We start from the raw sequence: 21,239 nt of genomic DNA, 5'->3' as shown, positions 1-21,239 counted from the left end.
AAAATAATATAACTATACCCGAACACTGAAGGTAATCCTCGTCCTGCTGTCCGTATGGTATGCGCTTATTATGAAGAAGGCGTATTTTATATTTCTACAGATGCCAAAAAAATAAAATGCTACAAATTGAGAAGAACAACGAGGTTTCCGTCGCTGGTATGCTTTCCATGGCACGGCTGAAAATCTAGGTTGAGTCAAGGACGAGAAGAATGCGGAAATCAGATCCAAATTTAAAAAATCTTCAACTGGTTCGATGAAGTTGGCGACGAATACAATCCGAACTCAATCGTTCTGCGTATCGTCCTCACAGAGGGTACTATTACTGACAACGAAAGAAAATACGGTGAAAGCCAGTATGAAATTGATTTTATCAATAAAACGGCGAAATAAATCCGTAAAGAATAATCAGTTTCTAACTTAGTTTTCTGAAACCCAACATTGAACAGTTTATTGTTGGGTTTTTGTCGTACTTGTGACAAGGTGACTGGGATGTTGACACAATTAAACCCATGGTATAATCTGTTTTTTTCCAAGGTAGATATATTTCTGGTAAAAAACCGCAGTTACAACGATACGGTGAACCGTACCATAAATGAAGGTGGTTTTCTTGTGAAGTATCAATATTACTAGGATATGACTTACTTAGCAAACATGCAATAACTATGTGTTAAAAATTTATAAAATCGTAATGTTATTTCAATATTTAAGCATACAAAGATGTATTAATATGGTATCATTTTCATATTGCGGGTTAAGGGGGATGATTATGAAATTATGCGAACAGATTAATAAATTGATTTCTGAAAAGGTGGATAAAAACCAGTTTTCAGGTGTTGTATTATTTAAAAAAGAAAATGAAGAAATTTTTTCGGGAGCCTATGGATATGCAAATAGAACTTGGAGAATAAATAACACATTGAAAACTCGCTTTAGAATTGCATCAATATCTAAAATGTTCACAGCAGTAGGCATTCTTCAATTAATTGAAGCTGAAAAGTTATCTTTTAATACTAAAGCTGTTGAATATTTAAACCTTGAAAATACTAAAATTCCAAAAGATGTAACAGTTGAAAGTTTACTTACACATACCTCTGGTATCGGGGATTATTTTGATGAAGATCTAGGTGGTGAAGAGTGGGAAAAGCTTTGGTCTAGTATCCCAATCTATAAAATGCGTAAACTAGAAGATTATTTAGAGCTATTTATGTATAAAGAACCAGTTAGTAAGGTTAATGAAAAATACCATTATAGTGGTGCAGGATATATATTATTGGGTCTTATAATAGAAAAAGCATCAGGCTTAACCTATTTTGATTATATTAGAGAATATATATTCTCAAAGATAAATATGAATGATTCAGATTTTCTTTCTTTAGACGGTGTAGATGAGTTAGTGGCTGAAGGTTATGAAGCTATATTAGATGGTGACGAAAAAATTATAGGCTGGAAAAAGAACATTTACATAACAACACCTGATGCCGCTTCAGATGGGGGAGCTACCTCAAGTGCTGAGGACCTAATAAAGTTTATAAAAGCATTAAGAAATAATGAATTACTTGGTGAAAAAATGTCAAAGGGGATGTTTATGCCAAAGGTTCTGGAATATGATGATACGCCAAGGGGTTACATATGGATGTATGGCTATGGAAATGAATTCATATTAAATAAAGAAAGCAAGGAGATAGTTCGATGTGGTCATACTGGGGAAGAATACGGAGTTAGTTGTAGACTATATTATTATCCTAGCATTGATTTAGATGTGGTGCTATTAGCTAATCAAGGATGGTGTGCAGGTTCGTTAGGATGGAGTATACACGACATTATAATGAATTCCAATCTTTAATAATTATTTACATGAAACTTGACTTAAAATAAGTCAATAAAGAGACAAGTAGAGTCATTATAAGGGGCGGTGCTTATTGACTCTGCTTTTGAATGTGAGTCGAGGGGACCGATCCAACGACTCATTTGTTTTGACAATATAAAACCGCCAGTACACCGGTACGGTGAACCGTACCATAAATGAGGGCGGTTTTTAATTGAAAGTCTTATAAATACTGGGATAAAAAAGGATTTATATATTTAATTTTTAATTATTAACTTATATGAAGTAAGGAAAATAAGGTTATATGCTGAGGGGAGTTTATTTGAGTTATGATACGGTTTAGAGACCGTACTATAACTTAAATATAAGTATTACAAAGCAATAAACATAGTAATAATCAAATCCAATTAGTAGGCTAGCAAGGACCGGCCCCATTTGCTAAATCTCTGGGGTTTAATGGAAGTAGAATTGGATAGATTGTTAAGTCCTTCCGAAGAAAAATTTTCTTAAGAAGAATAGAAAGGAAGTGAAATATGACAAAAATTGATAATATGATGGCGATTCTATGGATGCTTAAGTCTGGTAGAAAAATTACTGCAAAGCAAATAGCTGAAAAGCTAGAGATTAATATAAGGACTGTATACCGTTATATTGATAAACTTTCAGCTAGCGGTGTACCTATTATATCTGATACAGGTCATAATGGAGGGTACACCTTATTGAATAATTTTATTGAAACTCCGCTCTTCTTTGATGTTGAGGAGCAAACTGCACTGCTTCAGGCCGCTGTTTTTGCAAAAGAAGCGGGATACTTTTTTGGTGAGGAACTAAACAGAGCAACATCGAAACTAAAAATGTATTCAAATCAAGAGCAGGAAAGAGTATTGAAGCGACATTTAGAAGGACTTGAAGTAATAAGTTCGGTTGGAAAGTCAGCTATAGAGGTAGTGTTGAGGAAACTGGATAAGAATGTAATCAATGAAGTATCTATAGAAATTGAGTATCATACAAGCCAAGAAGCTCAATCAAAGTGTAGGATTGTTGACCCATATGGAATAGTTTACTGGAATAATAAGTGGTATATTATTGCATTTTGTCATACTAGAAATGAAATCCGTTGTTTTAGAGTAGACCGAATTACAAATATTAAGGAAACAGAAATCAAGTTTAATCGTCCAAAAGGTTTTTCAGCAGGTAAAAATTTTATGGAAAAACTAGTGCCAGCAGTAGAAGATGAAAAAGAGCTTATGAAATTAGTGGTCGGTGGTAAGACAAGTGCGTTGGATAACTTATGTCAGCATTGGTTTTTGGGACATCAGTTTAAAGAACGAACTTCAGATAAAGTTATATTTCTACTTCAAGAGGAAATAATTCATAAGTACGTACCGTATTTACTTTTACCTTATGGGAAATCTGTTCAAGTAATTGAACCATTAAGTTTAAAGCAAAGAATTGTTGAAGTTCTAGCAGAATTAATAAAATATTATCAAGTTTAACAACTTCACTGACCGAAGCTGTCAGTGAAGTTGTTTTATAATTAGGATTATAAACAGGAATGCTGTTTTAAATAAATTGTATCAATTAATTATAGAAGGAGAGTATATATATGAACAGAAAAAAAGTGTATCTTTATGTTTTTAACACAATGTCAGACTGGGAAATAGGTTATTTGACGGCTGAACTAAACTCAGGGAGATATTTTAAGAAAGGATTGCAGCCTTTAACAGTGATTACAGTTGGAAGTGATAGAAATCCTATTACTACAATGGGAGGATTAAAAGTAATACCGGAAATTTCTCTTGATGAGTGTAATCTTGAAACCACAGATGTTTTGATTCTACCAGGTGGATTTACATGGACAGAATCAATTCATGATACTGTATTGGAAAAAACTGAAAAAGCTTTGTTGCAAGGAACTGTAGTTGCAGCAATTTGTGGTGCAACATTAGGCCTTGCAAAGAAGGGGTTACTAGATTCTCGAAATCACACAAGCAATGACTTGGGATTTCTTAAAATGGTAGTTCCAAATTATACAGGTAAAAAATATTATAAATTCGAGCCATCAGTAATAGATGAAAACTTAGTTACTGCATCTGGAATAGCTCCACTAGAATTTACGATGCAGGTGTTGAAAGTTTTAGATGTTTTAAAGCCAGAAACATTACAGTCGTGGTATAATGTGTATAAAACTCATGAACCCAAATATTTCTTTGAACTAATGGATTCTATAAAGTAACTAACTAAAACTTCGCATATAGAAATACCTCTATGAGTCTTGAAAATTCAATATTTTTTGATGATAAAAAAGCATTAGACTTAATATTTTTGGTATGTGAGTCGAGGGGACCGATCTAACGATCATTTGTTTTGACAATATAAAACCGCCAGTACACCGGTACGGTGAACCGTATCATAAATAACTGAGGTTTTTGGTGAGTTATAGACTCACCTCCATCTGTAAAACACCCTTATAAAAACGGAAATCAAGTTAATTTACTCTCGATTCCCGTTAGAATAATAAACTATTATTGTAATAAAACCAGATTGATCTATTTCATCTAGTCTTTCCTATCTTCCTTCGATTCAATTGAGAAATTAGCCCTCATACGGTCTTGTTTTTCCAATCACTGTATTTCAATCGCTAAACTATGAGACTCCCCTGCTGCAATGGCGATGGCATTAGTTAATCCGCTGACGGTGACAGGAACATTACTACTGGTGTTGGTCCCGTCACCCAGTTGACCCAAAAAGTTACTTCCCCAAGCACGGACCGTTCCATCAGAAAGAAGGGCGAGGCTATAAGCACCTCCTCCAGCAATAGCGATGACATTAGTTAATCCGCTAACGGTAACAGGAATATTACTATTGGTGTTGGTGCCGTCACCCAGTTGACCTTCAATGTTACGTCCCCAAGCGCGGACCGTTCCATCAGAAAGAAGGGCGAGACTATGATTACCTCCTCCTGCAATGGCGATGACATTTGTTAATCCGCTGACGGTGACAGGAACATTACTACTGATGTTGGTGCCGTCACCCAATTGACCCGAACCGTTAAATCCCCAAGCGCGGACCGTTCCATCAGAAAGAAGGGCGAGACTATGGTTAACTCCTCCTGCAATGGCGATGACATTAGTTAATCCGCTAACGGTAACAGGAACATTACTACTGGTGTTGGTGCCGTCACCCAGTTGACCTTCAATGTTACGTCCCCAAGCTCGGACCGTCCCATCAGAAAGAAGGGCGAGACTATGATTAGCTTCTCCTGCAATGGCTATGACATTAGTTAATCCGTTGACGGTGACAGGAATATTACTATTGGTGTTGGTGCCGTCACCCAGTTGACCAGAAAAGTTATTTCCCCAAGCGCGGACCGTTCCATCAGAAAGAAGGGCGAGACTATGAGCACCTCCTGCAGCAATGGCGATGACATTAGTTAATCCGCTAACGGTGACAGGAACATTACTACTGGTGTTGGTGCCGTCACCCAGTTGACCAGCACTGTTTAATCCCCAAGCGTGGACCGTTCCATCAGAAAGAAGGGCGAGACTATGAGCACCTCCTGCAGCAATGGCGATGACATTAGTTAATCCGCTAACGGTGACAGGAACATTACTACTGGTGTTGGTGCCGTCACCCAGTTGACCAGCACTGTTTAATCCCCAAGCGTGGACCGTTCCATCAGAAAGAAGGGCGAGACTATGAGCACCTCCTCCTGCAATGGCGACGACATTAGTTAATCCGTTGACGGTGACAGGAACATTACTATTGGTGTTGGTCCCGTCACCCAGTTGACCAGAACCGTTAAATCCCCAAGCTAAAACATTTAACATCCGAATTCCCATGACTATAACTCCCTTCCATCCCTAATAGTACCAATGGGAGGTAATATTATTTGGGATGATTTTAGTTTTTATATTATATTTAACATCTTTCATAAAGTGTGTAAACTTCCCGGAAACCCTCAATTTTGTCCTATCAATTTACACTACTCTATTTATCAATATGATATACATTACTCTTTGTTACGTTTTGTATTACTTACCTACAAGAATAATTCCAAATGGTTTCATTTATGTTGCTAGAATGCTTTCAATAGTAACAGGTGCAGCTATTGCCCATAAGATACTAATAATAAGTAATTAAGGGAGTGGTACTAGGTGGATAATGCCCCTTTAATAGGTATAATGCAATCAAACAGAAGAAGGAGAGAATTATCAAATACCTTTTTCTACATCAATGATTTAAATCTAAAACTCTTCACATTTGCTCCTGCAGATATTATCTGGAGTAAAAAAGAGATACAAGGAATCTATCTAGAAGATGGAAAATGGATTGAAGCATCTTTTCCTTTTCCGGATGTAATCTATAATCGGTGTTACCGAAATGTGAGAAAGACAATTCGTCGTCTTGAAAAATATATTGGTAAAAACAAATGTTTTAATTTAATTAATCATTTCAATAAGTGGTGGATCTATAAGATTCTTTCAAATTCTATAATTAAAGATTATCTACCGGAAACATTTCCATGTAATAAGGACAATATTATAAATCTGTTGGAGAAGTACAAGAGGTTTTATCTTAAGCCTAGTCTTGGACATAAAGGAAAAGGCGTTTATTTAATAAAACTAGGGGAAGATGATCAAAAAGAAGTGTATAAGGATACCCTCCTTCCAAGGGAAATTATTACAGGAAATGATGATTTTTTTAATAAAATAATTCAATATACTTGGGGTAGAAAATATATTGTGCAACAAGGGGTTGATCTTGCCCAGATAGACGGTATGTATTTTGACATACGAGTTTTAGTGCAAAAAAATATAGTGGGGAATTGGGATACTACAACTATTGTCAGTCGCATAGCCTATCATAATATCTTTAATACTAGCTTGTGTCAAAAGGTATATACATCTGTCAAGGTGTTTGACCAGTTGTATAAATGTCCTGTGAAAAGGGATAAAGTTTTTGAAGAGTTGAATAAAGTGAGTTTAATAGCTGCTAGAATTATTGAAGCAAAGAGGGGGCAATTGGGAGAAATGGCAGTGGATTTTGGATTAGATGTTACAGGAAAGCTCTGGATTATTGAGGTGAATGGTAAACCTCAAAAAACAATATACGATAATATAGAAGAATTAGAGTGCAAAGAACTTATTTATAAACGACCATTAGAATACGCTTACTATTTATCTAAATCAAAATAGATATAACAACAAGGGATTGAAAAGATTTCCTAGAGGATTAATGAATGCCATAAAAAGGATTTAATTAAAATTAGAAGAATATCTTTAAATAAGGTATTCTTTTTCTTTGAAAGTGAGTATTTTCACAGTATAGTACCTAGGGACATGGAGTAATCTAAATTGTTTGATTGTTTGATATATGCTACACCAATGATATCTTAGCATATGGTAATTATTTGTAAAATAGGATTTAAATTGGAAAAATTATTTTTAGCTAGCATATGTTTGTACTTTTAAAAAAATTAGTGGAGAATGGAGGATAAAGCAATTTGGATAATAAAGTAAATATAAGTTCCATAACTATGGTAGAGAAACATAAGAATAAAAAAATTAAAAAGTATATAAATATATTATCTATTCTTATTGGGATAATGTTAACAATTTTCTTAGCAGTACAGATATTTACTATGAGTAAATTTATTAACATACATGTAGAGTATGAAGACGTATACACAGCAGAAGACTTTGAGATAACCTCTGAAAAGTTAAAACTAAAAACGGCTGATGGTCTTAATATAATAGCTCATGAGGTATTTGTATCAGAACCCAAAGCCGTAGTAATACTTATTTCAGGTATTCATAATCCTTCTATTACAGCTTTTTTTGGTCATTCTAAGATGTTGCAAGAAAACGGGTATGCATCTATATTACTTGAACTAAGAGCCCACGGTGAAAGCGAAGGAAATGTAATCGGATTAGGGTACAAAGAACACTTAGATGCTAAAGCAGTAGTAGAGTATATCAAGTCAAATAATAAATACAAAAATGTACCAATTGTAATTCACGGGGCATCCATGGGAGGGGCTACTGCAATAAATTCATTTGGACAAATTCCCGAAATAGATGGATTAATAAGTATGTCAGCCTTTTCATCGTGGGAGGATGTATTTTGTGATACTATGATTAATATGAGGGTGCCAAAAGCATTTGCTTATATGCAAAAACCTTTTATGAAGCTTCATACAACACTTAAATATGGGTTTGAATCAATCGATATAAGTCCTAAGATTCAGATAAGAAATGCAGGGGAAAGACCTGTACTGATTATGCATTCTAGTGAAGATCCGGAAGTGCCGTTTTCGAATTTTGAAAGAATTATGAAAAATGCTCCCGAACATGCTGAAAGTTGGGTAAGAGAAGGATACCATCATTTTATTGTAGAAAGAGATAGTCTTTTAAACCCACAAAATGACAAAGAGTACTCAGAGCGAGTCCTTCAGTTTTTAAATAACCACTTTGGAAATTGAACTAAATGTGAGAGGTAGCAGTTTCACTTTTCTCTACTCATAGAAAAACCGCAGTTACAGCGATACGGTGAACCGCACCGTTGTAACTGCGGTTTTCTACAAAGGTTAGTATTTTCAAAATATACGGCTGGCTAATCGTAGGCAAGTGGGAACGGACCTTGCTTACTATACATATGTAGAGAACAGAGAAGTGACGGTAGGAATAGTATATGCTTCTGACTAAATATCAGGTGATAGAATCATAAGGATAAAAGATAGTTCAGTTAGTAGTCAATAGTGATTAAATAAAAAGTCATTGGTCTTTGTGAACTGATGACTTTCTTCGATATTTTCTTCTTAAAAGAAAAGCTATTCCAATTTTTATAAAATATTGTAGGTGTTTTAAATTAAAAAAAGTGTGATGGATTTCTATAATATTCGTATTACTAGATGAAAGACTTAGCTAAGTGAAATAAAAAATCAAGAGGAAGTAAGTAGAAGCAAGGATTATAGAGACAAGGGAGGTGATTCGGTTGGGAAAAGAAGTGTTTATAGAGATCTTTGAAAATTATCATAGACGTGTATACAACTATATTTATTATCGAATTAGCAATTCCTATGATGCTGAGGATTTAACCAATCAGGTATTTGAAAAGGTCATCAGTAGATATCAAACTTATCAACCGAATAAAGGACATTTTGAAGGGTGGTTATTTGGTATTGCCAAAAACTGTGTAAACGATTATTTGCGTGAAAAAAAGAAGTGGGGATGGATTCCTTTTGATTTTGAAAGTATAGTAGGATTAAATTCACCGCAAAAAACACCAGAAGAAGAGGCGGTTATTGAAGAAAATAGCTATCAGCTGATTAAGTTAGTTAACAAATTAAATCAAAGAGAAAAGAATATTATTGCTTTAAAATATGGGGCTCAACTGGCGAATGTAGAAATCGCAAAGTTAATGAATATATCGGAAACAAATGTAGGGAGTATTGTCTATCGTATAATAAAAAAGCTACGAAAGGAAATAGTGAAGGAGGATGTGTTATGTTTAAAAAGAGTATAGAGCAGGGCTATGAAGAGCTATCAGAAATAGAAAAGGATCTTATAGAAATGGACTTTAGTACAGGGGAAGGAGTAGAAAGAATGCGAGAGAGATTTAGAGCTAATCTAGAGAAATGTGAAGAAGAAAAAAAGATACATGCGTACAGAAGATTTAAAAAGCCAGCAGTGGCAATTGCTTCTTTGTTTATCGTGGGAATACTTGCATTACAAACTACTTCTGCACAAAATTTAGTTCAAAGCTTTGTACAGCGTATCTCATTAGGAAATATAGGTGCTGAATATCTAGATCTCAGGACTGGAGAGCCTGTGCCTGCCGAATATAAAGGAAAACTTTTTGATAGCAATGGAAATCTTATTGAAATAATGCCGAAAACTATTGGAGAATTATACACAGCAGAGGGAGAGCAAGTTATAGCCTTTGTTAGTGAGGATGTAGCAAAGGATGGTATTCTAACTGCATCCCGCGAAAAGAAATGGGCAGAGGCGAATTCTATAATAGTTGCAGAGGATGAAGAAGAATCATTTAAAATCACAGATACTAGTATACTTAGCCAATATACTTGTTTTGAGGTAAAGATGCCAAACTACTTGCCAGAAGGTTATGTTTTTGATTATGCAGAACTACACCCTGAAAAGGAAGGGGAACGATTAGAAGACATAAAGAATCGTAAAATTATAAGTCTTTACTTTACAAAGAAGGGAGAAGAGGGGTATATTTATATGTCGCAACGATTTAATTGTGAAGAAACAGCAGGGGAAGCAGGTGCAGGGGAAAAACCAATTAAGATTGATATCAATGGCAACCCTGGTATCATGTATGATAACGCTGTAGTTTGGACAACAGAAAAAGTTAATTATATGCTAATTGATTGTGCTGATATAGGCAGAGAGGAATGTCAGAAAATTGCTCGTTCAATCCAATAATCATAATCGTTGATTGGATCGTGCAAGGTATGCTTTAGAATATTTGCTGGTATAACTAGAAAAACAAATGATGTATCCAACCTATTTGTAGAAAAAGCTAAGGGTATATCCCAAATTCTGTGTAAACTCTAAAATGGAATAAAGCTTGACGATAGAAGCACGTTGCTAGACATACTAGGCCTTGGTTGGTGTAAAATTAGACAGATGCATTAAAATAGGTTCTGGAATATTTTTCAGAGCCTATTTTACATTTAAAAGTATATAGATTTCTATTTGAACTTGTGAAAAATGTAAGATTATATCTTCTTATATTTACTAACAAATTATTACTACCAGCTTTCATTATGTATGATTTCATCTAGTTTTTTTCGGGGACGAGCCTTTGGCATTTCGCTACTATATCCAACAGTGATAATGCTAACAACATATTTATCAGAAGGAATATTTAGAATCGGGCGTATTTCTTCTTGAGTAAACCATGCCACCCAGCAGGTTCCTAAGCCCAAATTTTCAGCTTCGATTACCATATGCTCAATAGCAATAGTGGTATCTCTAATGATTTGCTTTAGCTCGGGATGGGGACTACTCTCATTAATTGATATATCCTCCCCCTTTACTCTAGAGCGCATGTCTGCGACACATACAATAAAGACTGGGGCAGAAAGCATCCATTTTTGATTATGAGATACGTAGCTTAGTTTCTGTCTATTTAACTCTGATTTTACTATAATGAAATGCCAAGGCTGCGAATTGCTACCAGAAGGAGCAAGTCTGGCACTTTCTATTAGTTGAGTTATTTTTTCTTCTTCTATTGATCTATTTATATATTTTCTAATACTTCTCCGTGTTCTTATTTGTTCAAGCATATTGAAATATCCTCCTTAAAATCATTATTATAGTTTAAGTATAAATACTTAGTACCTTATCAGATAGATTTAAGAATTTGAAATTTATAGGTAGAGTAGCTAAATGCTTGCTCCTAGCTTTTCAGCACGTTGTAATGCATCAGTTTTCTCAATATCACTTATATCATAAACACCTGGAACTACTATAGCCCCTCTATCTTGCCAATTCATGTATTTAACTATACCTCTATAGGTTTCAATTATTCCATTGAACCATTCTATTTCATTTTCTGCACCACATGTAAGTAAAATACTTTCTTTTATTTTTAGTTGATTTTTACATGTTGGTCTTACATATGAATAAAACTTATCAATAACCGCTTTGATTTGTGCGGACATTCCAAACCAATATAAAGGAGAAGCAAATATTATGACATCTGCTTTTTCCAACAGTGGTTCTAGTTCTGTGAATCCATCATGAAAGGAACAAGCGGTACCTGTACTCCAACAGGTATTACAAGCTTTACACCCATGTATTGTCTTAAATGCAGTTTCAAATTTAATTGCATTATGTCCTTTAGATTGTGTGCCCTTAATAAAAGCATTTGCCAATAGATCGCTGTTACCATACTTTCTTGGACTACCTGTAAGAACCAAAATATTTTTTGACATAATCATTCCCCTTGTAAAATGTTTTAACTTCATTGCCACTTTAGTATATAATTATATGTAGGGTGTGTGAAGTACGCACATTTACTACAGATACTTACCGAAAGGAGAGTGTGTTTATGGGTAGTAAAACAGGTGTTGACTTAAAAGATACAGCATTTGGATATACATTAAGTATTATTAATGGAAAATATAAAATGATTATTTTATATTGGTTGGCTGAATATGAAGTTTTACGTTTCAATGAATTAAAAAGGCGCATAGGGAATATTTCTTTCAAAACATTAAGCTCAACATTAAAACAGCTGGAATCTGACAACTTGATTGTTAGAATTGAATATCCGCAAATACCACCGAAGGTAGAATACCAGTTATCAGAGCGGGGAAAATCCTTAATTCCTATACTAGATACCATATGTAGATGGGGGCAAAAAAATCGAATCTAATAGTGTGAAGTAAGAAGGAAGTTTAGATACTTCATAATATTAGAGAAAAAAGAAATAACATGAATAGACAGTGATGGTTTATATGATTGGAGGAAAAATCCTTGGGCTGCATTGCCACAATACTAGGTCTATGGGTAAAAATGAGAAGGGCCTTAGAATGGATATAATGAAAAAAGATAAACTAGATGAGTTAGGCTATAATAAAGGAGAGCTTCACACTTAAGTGAAAAGGTTACAATTACTATAAAATAGAAATACAATGAAAAGAAGCGTACATAGATAAAACTAAGAGTATGAATAAGCCCACTAATTTTAAAAAATTAGTGGGCTTGATAGTTTAAAAAAAGATATTGCAGTTAGGATTATGTTTAATTTACATGCTTTAAGCAGAAATAGAAATATTAAAATTTTTGATAGATTTACTTGTTTTGCTACGAAATATTAAGTGAAAGGTAAGTATATAAAATGATCTACATGTAGAAATAAAACTCAAAGGAGGTGAAGCATTGAAAATAACAGAGGAAAATTTTATTGATGAGTTGAAGAAGGGGAACGAGAAAGCTTTAGAGTATGTTATTGACAACCATACTTGGATTATAAAAACGGTTTTAAAAAAACACCTCTATTACCTCATGGAATTTTATGAGGAATGTATGAATGATTGTTTGCTCGCTATTTGGAAAAATATTCATTACTATAACCCTAATAAATCTACCTTTAAAAATTGGGTAGGTGGAATTGCAAGATATAAGTCAATTGATTATGTGAGGAAATATCTAAAGAATATAGAAAATGAAAATATGGAAGAGGTAATTGTTGAAGTAGAAGATCAGTCCCTTAGAGAAATTCTTATAAATGAAGTTAGGGAGGAAACAGAAAAAATCCTTAGTAATTTATCGGAAAAGGATCAAATTATTTTTAAAAAGCTATATTTACAAGATAAAAACATAGATGAATTATCTCAAGATATGGGGATTAGTAAATCGGTTCTTTATAATAGGATTTCTAGAGGAAAGAAGAAGCTACGTGATAAGATTAATAAACAGGGAGGGTATAAAGGTGAAGGATACTAATATATATGAGCTATTGAATGAAATGGATTTTGATATTAATGACTATGAAAAGCAAGACCTTACAGATATAGAAAAGAAATATTTAAAAAATACTATAAAAAATAATTTTAAAAACAAGAGAAAAAAACACAAGGCTAAGAAATTTGGAAGCATTGCAGCAGCCTTAGTATTAACTATAGGAATTTTTAGTCAAACAAGTTCTGGAAGAGAAGTTTATGCCAGCACCCAATCAATGATTTCAGAAATATCTTATTCTATTGGTAGAGCGTTAGGTGTTGAAAGAGATGTGGAGATTTATAGCAATGTAGTTAACAAAGTAATAGAGGATAAAGGGGTAGAAATAAAATTAACTGATGTCATTATTGATAAAGATGAGTTGATTATTTGTACAGTAGTAAACACAAATAGGCCTGTAGAGGGGTTTAGTTTGGATTATAACATTTTTATTAATGGAAAAAAGATTGGACCTTGGGGTGGCACAGGTTCATATGGAAAAGTTGACGACACTGAAACGATATTTACCCAAATTGATTATATTGTTATTAAAGATATTGATACTAAAGAAAATCTAGATATAAAAATTGCCTTTAATGAGTTGAATTACTTTACTATTCAAAATGATAATGTGGTAGAAGGGAAAGTGAAAGGAAAGTGGATTTTTGAATTTACAGCAGATGGTAGTGAGTTAATGAAAGATACTCATGTACTTCCATTAGATTATTCCTTCGAAATAGCTAATAAAACCTACCGCTTAGAAGAATTTAGATACAATTCTGTAAGTCAAAAGATAGAAGGAAAAGTAGAAGGCGAATCTAAAAGTTTTTATCAATTAGATTTAAGAGGACATGATAATTTAGGAAATGAAATAAACTTCTATTTAAGTAGGCAATCAAATGAAGATTTAGTATTTAAATATGAGAATTTTTATAAAGACTTTTCTGATGAAATTACTTCAATTACCTTAACTCCATATGCTGCAAAACTGCCGGAAGAAAGTGGTAGGATGAGTAATGATTATGAGCAAGCTGGAGAAACATTTACAATATTATTAAATAAGTAAGGATGGCTATAATAACAGAAGTGCCGTATCATAAATGATATGCTCCCCTTGTAGTAGACAGTTAGTTTATTATGAGGGGAGGTTTTTTATGGTAGAAGAACTAAAGGACTTACTGGAAAAGTAAGTCCTTTAAAATTGCATGGGGTAAACTTACCAATAGCAAGAATGAATTTTTGAAAAGGAATACTAGTATATATGAAGATTATTTAAACGGAATGTGCTACCTAATTTGTTTTAGGTGGCTCATTTTTGTTTATTAAATTTAACTTTAAGTATTGATTTTATGATAGTTTACATCTAGAATAGTAAGACTTCATTTGACCCAATACTTATTTATAACATAAAGAGGTCTACATTATGCCAGTTACGGTGAACCGTATCCATAAATGACGGCGGTTTTTTGATGTCCCTATAAACTCAGGGTTACAAGAGATATATATGAATTTTATGATTTATAATCTACCATTATATGTTTGTTTGCAATACTTCTGATACTAGCTTCACTAGTCGTAGGTTGCACATCTTTATAACATATACTCTTTGCCCCAACGACATAATTCTGTTAAAACAGGTTCTAACGATTGTCCACTTTTAGTTAAAACATATTCTACTTTAGGTGGAATAGTTGCATAAGGTATTCTTTCAATAAGCTTTGTTCAAATTCAAAGCTAAGCAGGGCGAAGCTATAAATCCAACAGACTTATTGAAGTTGAGGTAAAAATTCAAAACACGAAATATACTTTTCTAAGATGTTATGAATATCTCCCATACACCTATGGATACATTGGATAATGTAGATATTGCATTGTTGTGGGATCTAGAATTATAAATGGAGAACCGATCATAAATAACCGTGGTTTTATATAAATAATGCAAATCATATAACATTACTTGACATTCGATATAACTTGAAATATAATAAAATCAAAATATATAGAACGGTGGTAAATTTATGATAATTGATAATATAGAAGTACATAATAATTTGACCTATGATTTCTTAGCAAGTTTATACAGATTGAACAATAATGAGAAAATGATTGATAATATAAGTGAATATAAAGATTTAGTAATGAATTTTAAATTAAATGAAGATATAATAGATTGGACAAGGAGAAGTAAAAAGAAAATTTCTGAGGAAGTTATGACAAAAATGAGTGTCTTTTTTGACTCAGAAACTTATTATGGTATGTGTTTAATTCCTTATATTGTTGATTATAAAATAAATTCTATTGAAGAGTTTATTAATGTATTAAAATCAATACCTCCAACTGATATGTTGAAAAATTTTATTGATACTGGATATGGGCCAAAGGATGGATTAGTATCTACTGATTTAGTGCAGGAATTAATTAATAACTATAAAAAAGCAACAGCATATATAAATGATAAGATATCAATACCTTCAAAACAAAAATGGGATCTTCTTCAATTTTTTGTGGATCCTGAAAAAATGAAGAGAGAATTAATTGAATTACTAACATGGTTTTATGAAAACATATATGTTTATGAAGAGGAAAAAATTAAAGTGGTATTATATAAAAACACTAAAGAAATTAAAAATACATTAGCTAAATACGGTAATGAGTACTTAGAATTACTATTTAATATAAAACCTAATAAGTTAAAGAATTTCAGGAGGGTAATATTAATACTATCATATAGCTATGAATTTGGAAGTATGTCCTCAAGTAATGATGAGAATGATTACATATTTTTAATTGGATATAGATATCAAGATATCTTTGTTAAAGGAAAACATGACTTGCTGTCAAATGTCCAAATATTTAAAGCCCTGGCTGATGAAACTAGATTAAATATTATTAAGCTATTATCAAAGAAAAGCATGTATGGAAGAGAGATAGCACAAGAATTAGAATTATCAAATTCAAATATATCCTATCATACATCAATGCTAATATTTCATAATCTTATTATAAATACAAAAGAAGACAATAAAACTTATTTTTCATTAGATAAAGAAGAATTAAGAAAAGTAATTAATTCTTCTATAGATAAACTAATTATATAATTTTTTTATCATAACGTTCGATAGTTATTGAATGTTAATTGATTAAATTGCTATAAAACAAAAAGAATAGAGGGACATTTATGATTTTTAATAATAGAAATTTTACTCTTTATACAATGGGGAGATTTATATCAATAATAGGAAGTGGTATTCAGGACATAGCAATAATACTTTATATTCTAGATATAACTAAGTCAGGTACAATGGTTGGGATATTAGGTTTAATGAGTACAATTCCCCGGTTAATTCTACTACCTATAAGCGGGGTAATAGGAGATGTATGGAATAGAAAATATATTATGGTGGTTACTGATTTGGCAAATGGTATTTTAGTATTGACTTTGTTTATATTAACGATGTTAGGACACACAAATATGATTATTATTTTTATAGTTCAAGCAATACTGTCGATGCTTAGTATTATATTTAGATGTGCTACAAGAGCGATGATTCCAGAGTTAGTAGCAGATAAAGAATTAGCAAAATCAAATGCTACAATAAAGGGTATAGAAAATTTTACTCAAGTGATGGCGCCTATATTAGGAGCCATTATATATGGTTTAGGAGGAATAAAAATTGTATTTTTGATTAATGGAATATCCTTTATATTATCAGGGTTAAGTGAATGTTTTATAAAATATAATAGGAGTAAGGTAGAAGAGAATGTTTCAATTATCAACTCATATGAAAAGTTTCTAGAAGGGTTTAGATTTATTAAAAGAAATGAAGGAATAAAGCAAATATGCTACCTTTATACTTTTTCCAGTACACTAATTATTCCTCTAATTTCGGTTGTAATTCCATTTGTACTTAAGGAGGTAATAAAATTTTCAGATTATCAGTTTTCTATATTGCAATCATCTTACGTTGTAGGAATGTTCATAGGAAGTATTGCTATAGGAACTTTATTATCTAATTTGAAGGAAAGATCTATTATAAGATTAGGTTTATTCTCAAGTATTATTATTGTAATAATATTCACATTGATTGTTTCACCCTTTGCAATTAAATACTTCAAGGAGTTTATTTTGAGTTATATGATTTTAGTTGGGTTAGTATTAGCGATAATGGGAGGTATAGATATAATTTATGATACTCCAGTTGAGACTAATCTCCAAAGAATGATTCCCAATAATATGCGTTCTAGGGTCTTAGCTACTACACAGTTTATTTTCGGTTTGGGAATACCTCTAGGACAAGCTGTATTTGGATTTTTATTAGACAAAGTTTCAGTGTTTTCAGTCCTTGGAATACTTAGTGTAGTGTATGCAATAGGAGTATTGATATTTCTTATTAATGCTACGGAAGATGTGTATGGTACAGAATTAATTAGTACTTAGATTATTTATAAAAAATACATTTGAAAGGTTGTTTAAGATAAAATATAGAATTAGTGCATTTTGAGGTCTTTAGACTGTTAGCAACTATTATAGCCATGCCCCAATAGAAATTCATAACGATGATAGTCTGTATAGCTATGAAATATTTACAAAGGTGTGGCCTCAAGCCCATGCTTTGAGGAAAAATGGTTCTATGTATGAAATGGGAAAGGATATAAAATGTGAAGTAGTTGCTATTCATGGGGGTTATGATTCTCATCCAGCTTATGGCATTAAAGCCTCTTTAGAAAAGATAATAGATAAATTTAAGTTCTATGAATAAGAAAATTGTGGTCATAGCTCTTGGACTGAAACTTAAATAAATGGGCAATGTGCAAATTTAAAAGATTTAGAGGACATAGAAAGAGAGCAGAAAAATGGCTATCTGAAGTGAAGAAAAGAGAGCCAAATTTATTTGCACACTGGCAATACCATAACAGGAATATTAAAATGAGTTGAATGATAAGAGCCGGATGAAGGGAGTCTTTCAAGTCCCGTTCTCTGAGAAGTTAAGGGGGAGATTCCTTTGGCTTACTCGACTGCGGGGTGCGACGGGTAACCGGCGTGTCTACCGTGACTCTAACATGACACTTAATAACGGAGGTGAGTTAAAATGATAAGTACAGTTACAGGAGCAATAAAAGCCAATAAAATGTGAAAAACACTGATGCATGAACATATTATATGTGACAGTAGTGGCGCTGATCATATAGAGACTACAAATTATGATAAGAAAAACATTTTAAAAAGAATGGTTCCATATCTAATAAAGATGAAAGAGGTAGGATGCGATTCTTTAGTAGACTCCACACCACCAGGGGAAGGAAGAGCGGTTAGAATCCTTAAGGAGTGTTCATTGCAATCTGGATTAAATATTGTTACTAATACAGGGTCTTTTTATGGAAGAGGAGTTAGTAAAGAAATCAGAGATAATGATATTGATGGAATTGTACATATTTGGCAGAAAGAGTATATTGAAGGAATTGATGGAACCGATATCAAACCAGGCTTTATAAAAATAAATAAGATACCAGTAAACCTGCTAGAAAAGAAGGAATTTGATACAAATATATGGAATGGTAATGGAGTATATTTACGAGAAAATTATTAAGGCTGCTAAACCCTATCATAGTAATTAGTTTACTAATAATATCCATATGTTCTGATATTGGAAAGACTCTAATTTCGTTTATTTTATTTATATTTACAATCATAAAACTATTGTTGAGTTAGATAATTTGGGAGGAATTATGAAAATTTTATTGATAGAAGATGATATAAAACTAAAAGAATATGTTAGTGAGTATTTAGAAGCCTATGGGTATAGTGTTTCAGGAATTGATGATTTTGATAATGTAATGGATAAAGTAGAGGAAGTCAATCCTGATTTAATAGTACTAGATATTAATTTACCTAGCTTTGATGGATTTTACTTCTTAAAGCTTATAAGAAAATTATATAATATCCCAGTAATAATACTATCAGCTAGAAGCGATGAAGGCCAGCAGATAAGGGGAATGGAGATTGGAGCCGATGATTATGTAACAAAGCCCTTTAGTATAGGGATTTTACTCGCCAAAATAAATGCCCTATTAAGAAGAGTAAGTAAATATAGTGAAGCAGAGGAAGAATATCAAGGTGGGTTATCTATAATCCATGATAGTATGAAGCTAAATTATCAAGATAAGATTATAGATCTTACAAAAAATGAGTATAGAATACTAAATATGCTACTAAACAACGTTGGAAAAATTATTACTAGGGAAGATCTCTTAGAGGCCCTATGGGATGATACTAACTTTATCGATGATAATACTTTGACAGTTAATATGACTAGAGTAAAGAAGAAGTTAAGCAACCTAGGAGTTCATAATGCAATTATAACAAAAAGAGGAGTAGGCTATGTCTTTAGTAGAGTTGATAGTTAAGGTACTAAGAGTTAAAAGTGTTGAGTTAATTGCGCTGTTAATGAATACTCTTATTATGTTAGTATTTTATAATCTTCTATACGAAAATAGTGAAGTTGTATATCCCCTTAGGTTAAGCGGATTTGTAATACTAGTATATTTTATTATTGTCACTGTAAGATATAGGGGGTTTATAGAAAAATTAAAAGAGAGTAAAGTAAGCCCTGATTATGATAATTTAAGTGATAATTCTAGCGAGGAAGAAATATTAGATACAATAAGCCATATCCACAAGAATTATCTTAAGGAGATTCATACATTAAAGCAATTTATAAGTGATAGAGATAATTTATTTTCCCAATGGATTCATAATATGAAAACTTCCATAACTGTAATAGATCTAGCCTGTGAAAAGAGCAGTTCACATACTAAGGATGATAAACAGATTAATGATATAAAAGAAGAAAACAATTTACTTAAAAAGAATTTGGAAGAAGCTTTAACTGTACTCCGATTAGAGGACTTCTCAAGGGACTATGTTTTAAGTTCTTGTAATTTAAGAGAACTGGTTAATGATGTAGTCAATGGGAAGAAAAGAGACTATATTTATAAAAGAGTATTTCCTAAAGTGGACATAGATGAGGACACTTATGTCTACACTGATAAAAAATGGTGTGGATACATGTTAGAACAAATACTGTCTAATGCTATAAAATATTCAAATAATAAAAAAGGTAGTAAGATAGAAGTATATGAAGTAAATAACAGTGACACAGTTGGACTATTTATTAAGGATGAAGGTATTGGAATAACTAAAGAAGACCTATCAAGAGTATTTGAACCATTTTTCACTGGAAGTAATGGTAGAATAGAAAGAAGTTCAACGGGTATTGGGCTTTATATGGTAAAGATTATAGCAAAAAAACTTGGACATAGTGTTGAAATAGAGTCAGTGATTGGTGTTGGAACACAAGTTAAGATTATATTTAACAAGTAGGGTATTATATAATTTAATAAAAAACCTTTCCAAAATGTAAGGTTATGTAAGGGAAATCCATTTAAAGATTGTGGATTTCCTTTTATACTAAGAATATATAATATACAAATAAGAGATGCTGTATTCTTAGTACATGAGGGGGATATAATATGGAGATTTTGAGGGTAAATAATTTAACAAAGATATATAATGCCTATAAGGGAGCAAAGGAAGTTAAAGCATTAGACGGTATAAGTTTAGAGTGTATTAGATTTGCTGGACACGTATAAAGGTTGCTATAATAAACCTAGAAAGGACGTGTTACAGCTATGAGTAATAAAAATAAATTCACTGAAGATTATAAGAAAGAAATAGTAAAGCTTGTTACAGAATTAGGCAAAAAACCAACTGATGTAGCCAAAGATATTGGCGTTACCCCTACAAGTATTAGAAGATGGGTAAAACAGTATAGCCTTCATGGAGAAGATGCCTTCCCAGGGAAAGGTAAACTTCGACCAGCAGATGCAGAGCAAAAAAGACTAGAGAAAGAAAATAAGGATCTCAAGGAGGAAATTGC

At 32.5% G+C, this 21,239-nt stretch carries 22 protein-coding genes; 18 read left to right on the top strand and 4 right to left on the bottom strand.

Annotation, left to right across the window (positions count from 1 at the left end):
- Positions 1–766 precede the first annotated feature (766 nt).
- The 3 genes from BLP68_RS09260 (at position 767) to BLP68_RS09250 (ending at position 4,061) form a co-directional block, all read left to right on the top strand.
- Positions 767–1,843 carry a serine hydrolase domain-containing protein gene (locus BLP68_RS09260; protein ID WP_176758951.1) on the top strand — a complete coding sequence of 359 codons (1,077 nt, stop codon included), beginning with the start codon at positions 767–769 and terminating at the stop codon, positions 1,841–1,843.
- 515 nt (positions 1,844–2,358) lie between these two features.
- Positions 2,359–3,321 carry a helix-turn-helix transcriptional regulator gene (locus tag BLP68_RS09255; protein WP_091542789.1) on the top strand — a complete coding sequence of 321 codons (963 nt, stop codon included), beginning with the start codon at positions 2,359–2,361 and terminating at the stop codon, positions 3,319–3,321.
- A gap of 110 nt (positions 3,322–3,431) precedes the next feature.
- On the top strand, positions 3,432–4,061 hold the full coding sequence (locus BLP68_RS09250; protein ID WP_091542786.1) for a type 1 glutamine amidotransferase family protein: 630 nt from the start codon (positions 3,432–3,434) through the stop codon (positions 4,059–4,061).
- Positions 4,062–4,449: 388 nt separating this feature from the next.
- On the opposite strand, the gene BLP68_RS09245 is transcribed toward BLP68_RS09250, so the two are convergent.
- On the bottom strand, positions 4,450–5,667 hold the full coding sequence (locus tag BLP68_RS09245; protein WP_091542783.1) for an RCC1-like domain-containing protein: 1,218 nt from the start codon (positions 5,665–5,667) through the stop codon (positions 4,450–4,452).
- Positions 5,668–5,982: 315 nt separating this feature from the next.
- Between BLP68_RS09245 and BLP68_RS09240 the strand changes: the two genes are divergently transcribed.
- From BLP68_RS09240 to BLP68_RS09225, 4 genes are all read left to right on the top strand, one after another.
- Complete coding sequence (locus BLP68_RS09240; RefSeq protein ID WP_091542779.1) at positions 5,983–7,023, top strand: YheC/YheD family endospore coat-associated protein; 1,041 nt, start codon at positions 5,983–5,985, stop codon at positions 7,021–7,023.
- A 308-nt stretch (positions 7,024–7,331) separates the two neighbouring features.
- Positions 7,332–8,309: an alpha/beta hydrolase gene (locus BLP68_RS09235; RefSeq protein WP_091542777.1), complete on the top strand. Its 978-nt coding sequence runs from the start codon at positions 7,332–7,334 to the stop codon at positions 8,307–8,309.
- Positions 8,310–8,821: 512 nt separating this feature from the next.
- A complete protein-coding gene (locus BLP68_RS09230) occupies positions 8,822–9,352 on the top strand; it encodes a sigma-70 family RNA polymerase sigma factor (RefSeq protein ID WP_176758950.1) in 531 nt (176 codons plus the stop codon).
- A complete protein-coding gene (locus BLP68_RS09225; RefSeq protein WP_091542772.1) occupies positions 9,334–10,275 on the top strand; it encodes a DUF4367 domain-containing protein in 942 nt (313 codons plus the stop codon). Before BLP68_RS09230 ends, BLP68_RS09225 begins: the two co-directional genes overlap by 19 nt.
- Before the next feature lie 329 nt (positions 10,276–10,604).
- Here BLP68_RS09225 and BLP68_RS09220 read toward each other — a convergent pair whose 3' ends face one another.
- Positions 10,605–11,141, bottom strand: coding sequence for a nitroreductase family protein (locus tag BLP68_RS09220; RefSeq protein ID WP_091542769.1), 537 nt, complete (start codon positions 11,139–11,141; stop codon positions 10,605–10,607).
- Positions 11,142–11,240: 99 nt separating this feature from the next.
- Positions 11,241–11,792, bottom strand: a complete 552-nt coding sequence (locus BLP68_RS09215; protein ID WP_091542766.1) for a flavodoxin family protein — start codon at positions 11,790–11,792, stop codon at positions 11,241–11,243.
- A 116-nt stretch (positions 11,793–11,908) separates the two neighbouring features.
- On the opposite strand from BLP68_RS09215, the gene BLP68_RS09210 reads away from it, so the two are divergent.
- The 4 genes from BLP68_RS09210 to BLP68_RS09200 all read left to right on the top strand — a co-directional run bounded on the left by BLP68_RS09210 (position 11,909) and on the right by BLP68_RS09200 (position 14,368).
- The gene (locus BLP68_RS09210) at positions 11,909–12,235 is read left to right on the top strand and encodes a winged helix-turn-helix transcriptional regulator (RefSeq protein ID WP_091542765.1); all 327 of its coding nucleotides are present in this window, start codon (positions 11,909–11,911) and stop codon (positions 12,233–12,235) included.
- 82 nt (positions 12,236–12,317) lie between these two features.
- The gene (locus tag BLP68_RS21730) at positions 12,318–12,458 is read left to right on the top strand and encodes a hypothetical protein (protein ID WP_176758949.1); all 141 of its coding nucleotides are present in this window, start codon (positions 12,318–12,320) and stop codon (positions 12,456–12,458) included.
- 283 nt (positions 12,459–12,741) lie between these two features.
- Complete coding sequence (locus BLP68_RS09205) at positions 12,742–13,308, top strand: sigma-70 family RNA polymerase sigma factor (RefSeq protein ID WP_091542762.1); 567 nt, start codon at positions 12,742–12,744, stop codon at positions 13,306–13,308.
- Positions 13,295–14,368 (top strand): DUF4179 domain-containing protein, encoded by a 1,074-nt coding sequence (locus BLP68_RS09200; protein WP_207647902.1) that lies wholly within the window; start codon positions 13,295–13,297, stop codon positions 14,366–14,368. The genes BLP68_RS09205 and BLP68_RS09200 overlap by 14 nt, the downstream gene beginning before the upstream one ends.
- Before the next feature lie 524 nt (positions 14,369–14,892).
- Here the strand turns inward: BLP68_RS09200 and BLP68_RS09195 are convergent.
- Positions 14,893–15,015 carry a winged helix-turn-helix transcriptional regulator gene (locus BLP68_RS09195; RefSeq protein WP_091542977.1) on the bottom strand — a complete coding sequence of 41 codons (123 nt, stop codon included), beginning with the start codon at positions 15,013–15,015 and terminating at the stop codon, positions 14,893–14,895.
- Positions 15,016–15,320: 305 nt separating this feature from the next.
- Between BLP68_RS09195 and BLP68_RS09190 the strand changes: the two genes are divergently transcribed.
- From BLP68_RS09190 to BLP68_RS09165, 7 genes are all read left to right on the top strand, one after another.
- The gene (locus BLP68_RS09190; RefSeq protein WP_091542760.1) at positions 15,321–16,400 is read left to right on the top strand and encodes an ArsR/SmtB family transcription factor; all 1,080 of its coding nucleotides are present in this window, start codon (positions 15,321–15,323) and stop codon (positions 16,398–16,400) included.
- An 80-nt stretch (positions 16,401–16,480) separates the two neighbouring features.
- Positions 16,481–17,740 carry an MFS transporter gene (locus tag BLP68_RS09185; protein ID WP_091542757.1) on the top strand — a complete coding sequence of 420 codons (1,260 nt, stop codon included), beginning with the start codon at positions 16,481–16,483 and terminating at the stop codon, positions 17,738–17,740.
- 193 nt (positions 17,741–17,933) lie between these two features.
- Positions 17,934–18,062, top strand: coding sequence for a hypothetical protein (locus BLP68_RS22255; protein WP_278278210.1), 129 nt, complete (start codon positions 17,934–17,936; stop codon positions 18,060–18,062).
- Positions 18,063–18,446: 384 nt separating this feature from the next.
- A complete protein-coding gene (locus BLP68_RS09180) occupies positions 18,447–18,890 on the top strand; it encodes a phosphotriesterase family protein (RefSeq protein WP_091542754.1) in 444 nt (147 codons plus the stop codon).
- A 139-nt stretch (positions 18,891–19,029) separates the two neighbouring features.
- Positions 19,030–19,707, top strand: coding sequence for a response regulator transcription factor (locus BLP68_RS09175; RefSeq protein ID WP_091542751.1), 678 nt, complete (start codon positions 19,030–19,032; stop codon positions 19,705–19,707).
- Positions 19,682–20,683 carry a sensor histidine kinase gene (locus tag BLP68_RS09170; protein ID WP_091542749.1) on the top strand — a complete coding sequence of 334 codons (1,002 nt, stop codon included), beginning with the start codon at positions 19,682–19,684 and terminating at the stop codon, positions 20,681–20,683. The genes BLP68_RS09175 and BLP68_RS09170 overlap by 26 nt, the downstream gene beginning before the upstream one ends.
- Positions 20,684–20,991: 308 nt before the next feature.
- Positions 20,992–21,239: transposase (locus BLP68_RS09165; RefSeq protein WP_143003082.1), on the top strand; the 248-nt coding region annotated here is incomplete at its 3' end.

Origin of the sequence: Alkaliphilus peptidifermentans DSM 18978 (assembly GCF_900101495.1) — a bacterium.
In the GTDB taxonomy this organism is placed as follows: domain Bacteria; phylum Bacillota; class Clostridia; order Peptostreptococcales; family Natronincolaceae; genus Alkaliphilus_C; species Alkaliphilus_C peptidifermentans.
Note: the sequence above shows the minus strand (reverse complement) of the source record. Positions and strands in the feature narration are given on the sequence as shown.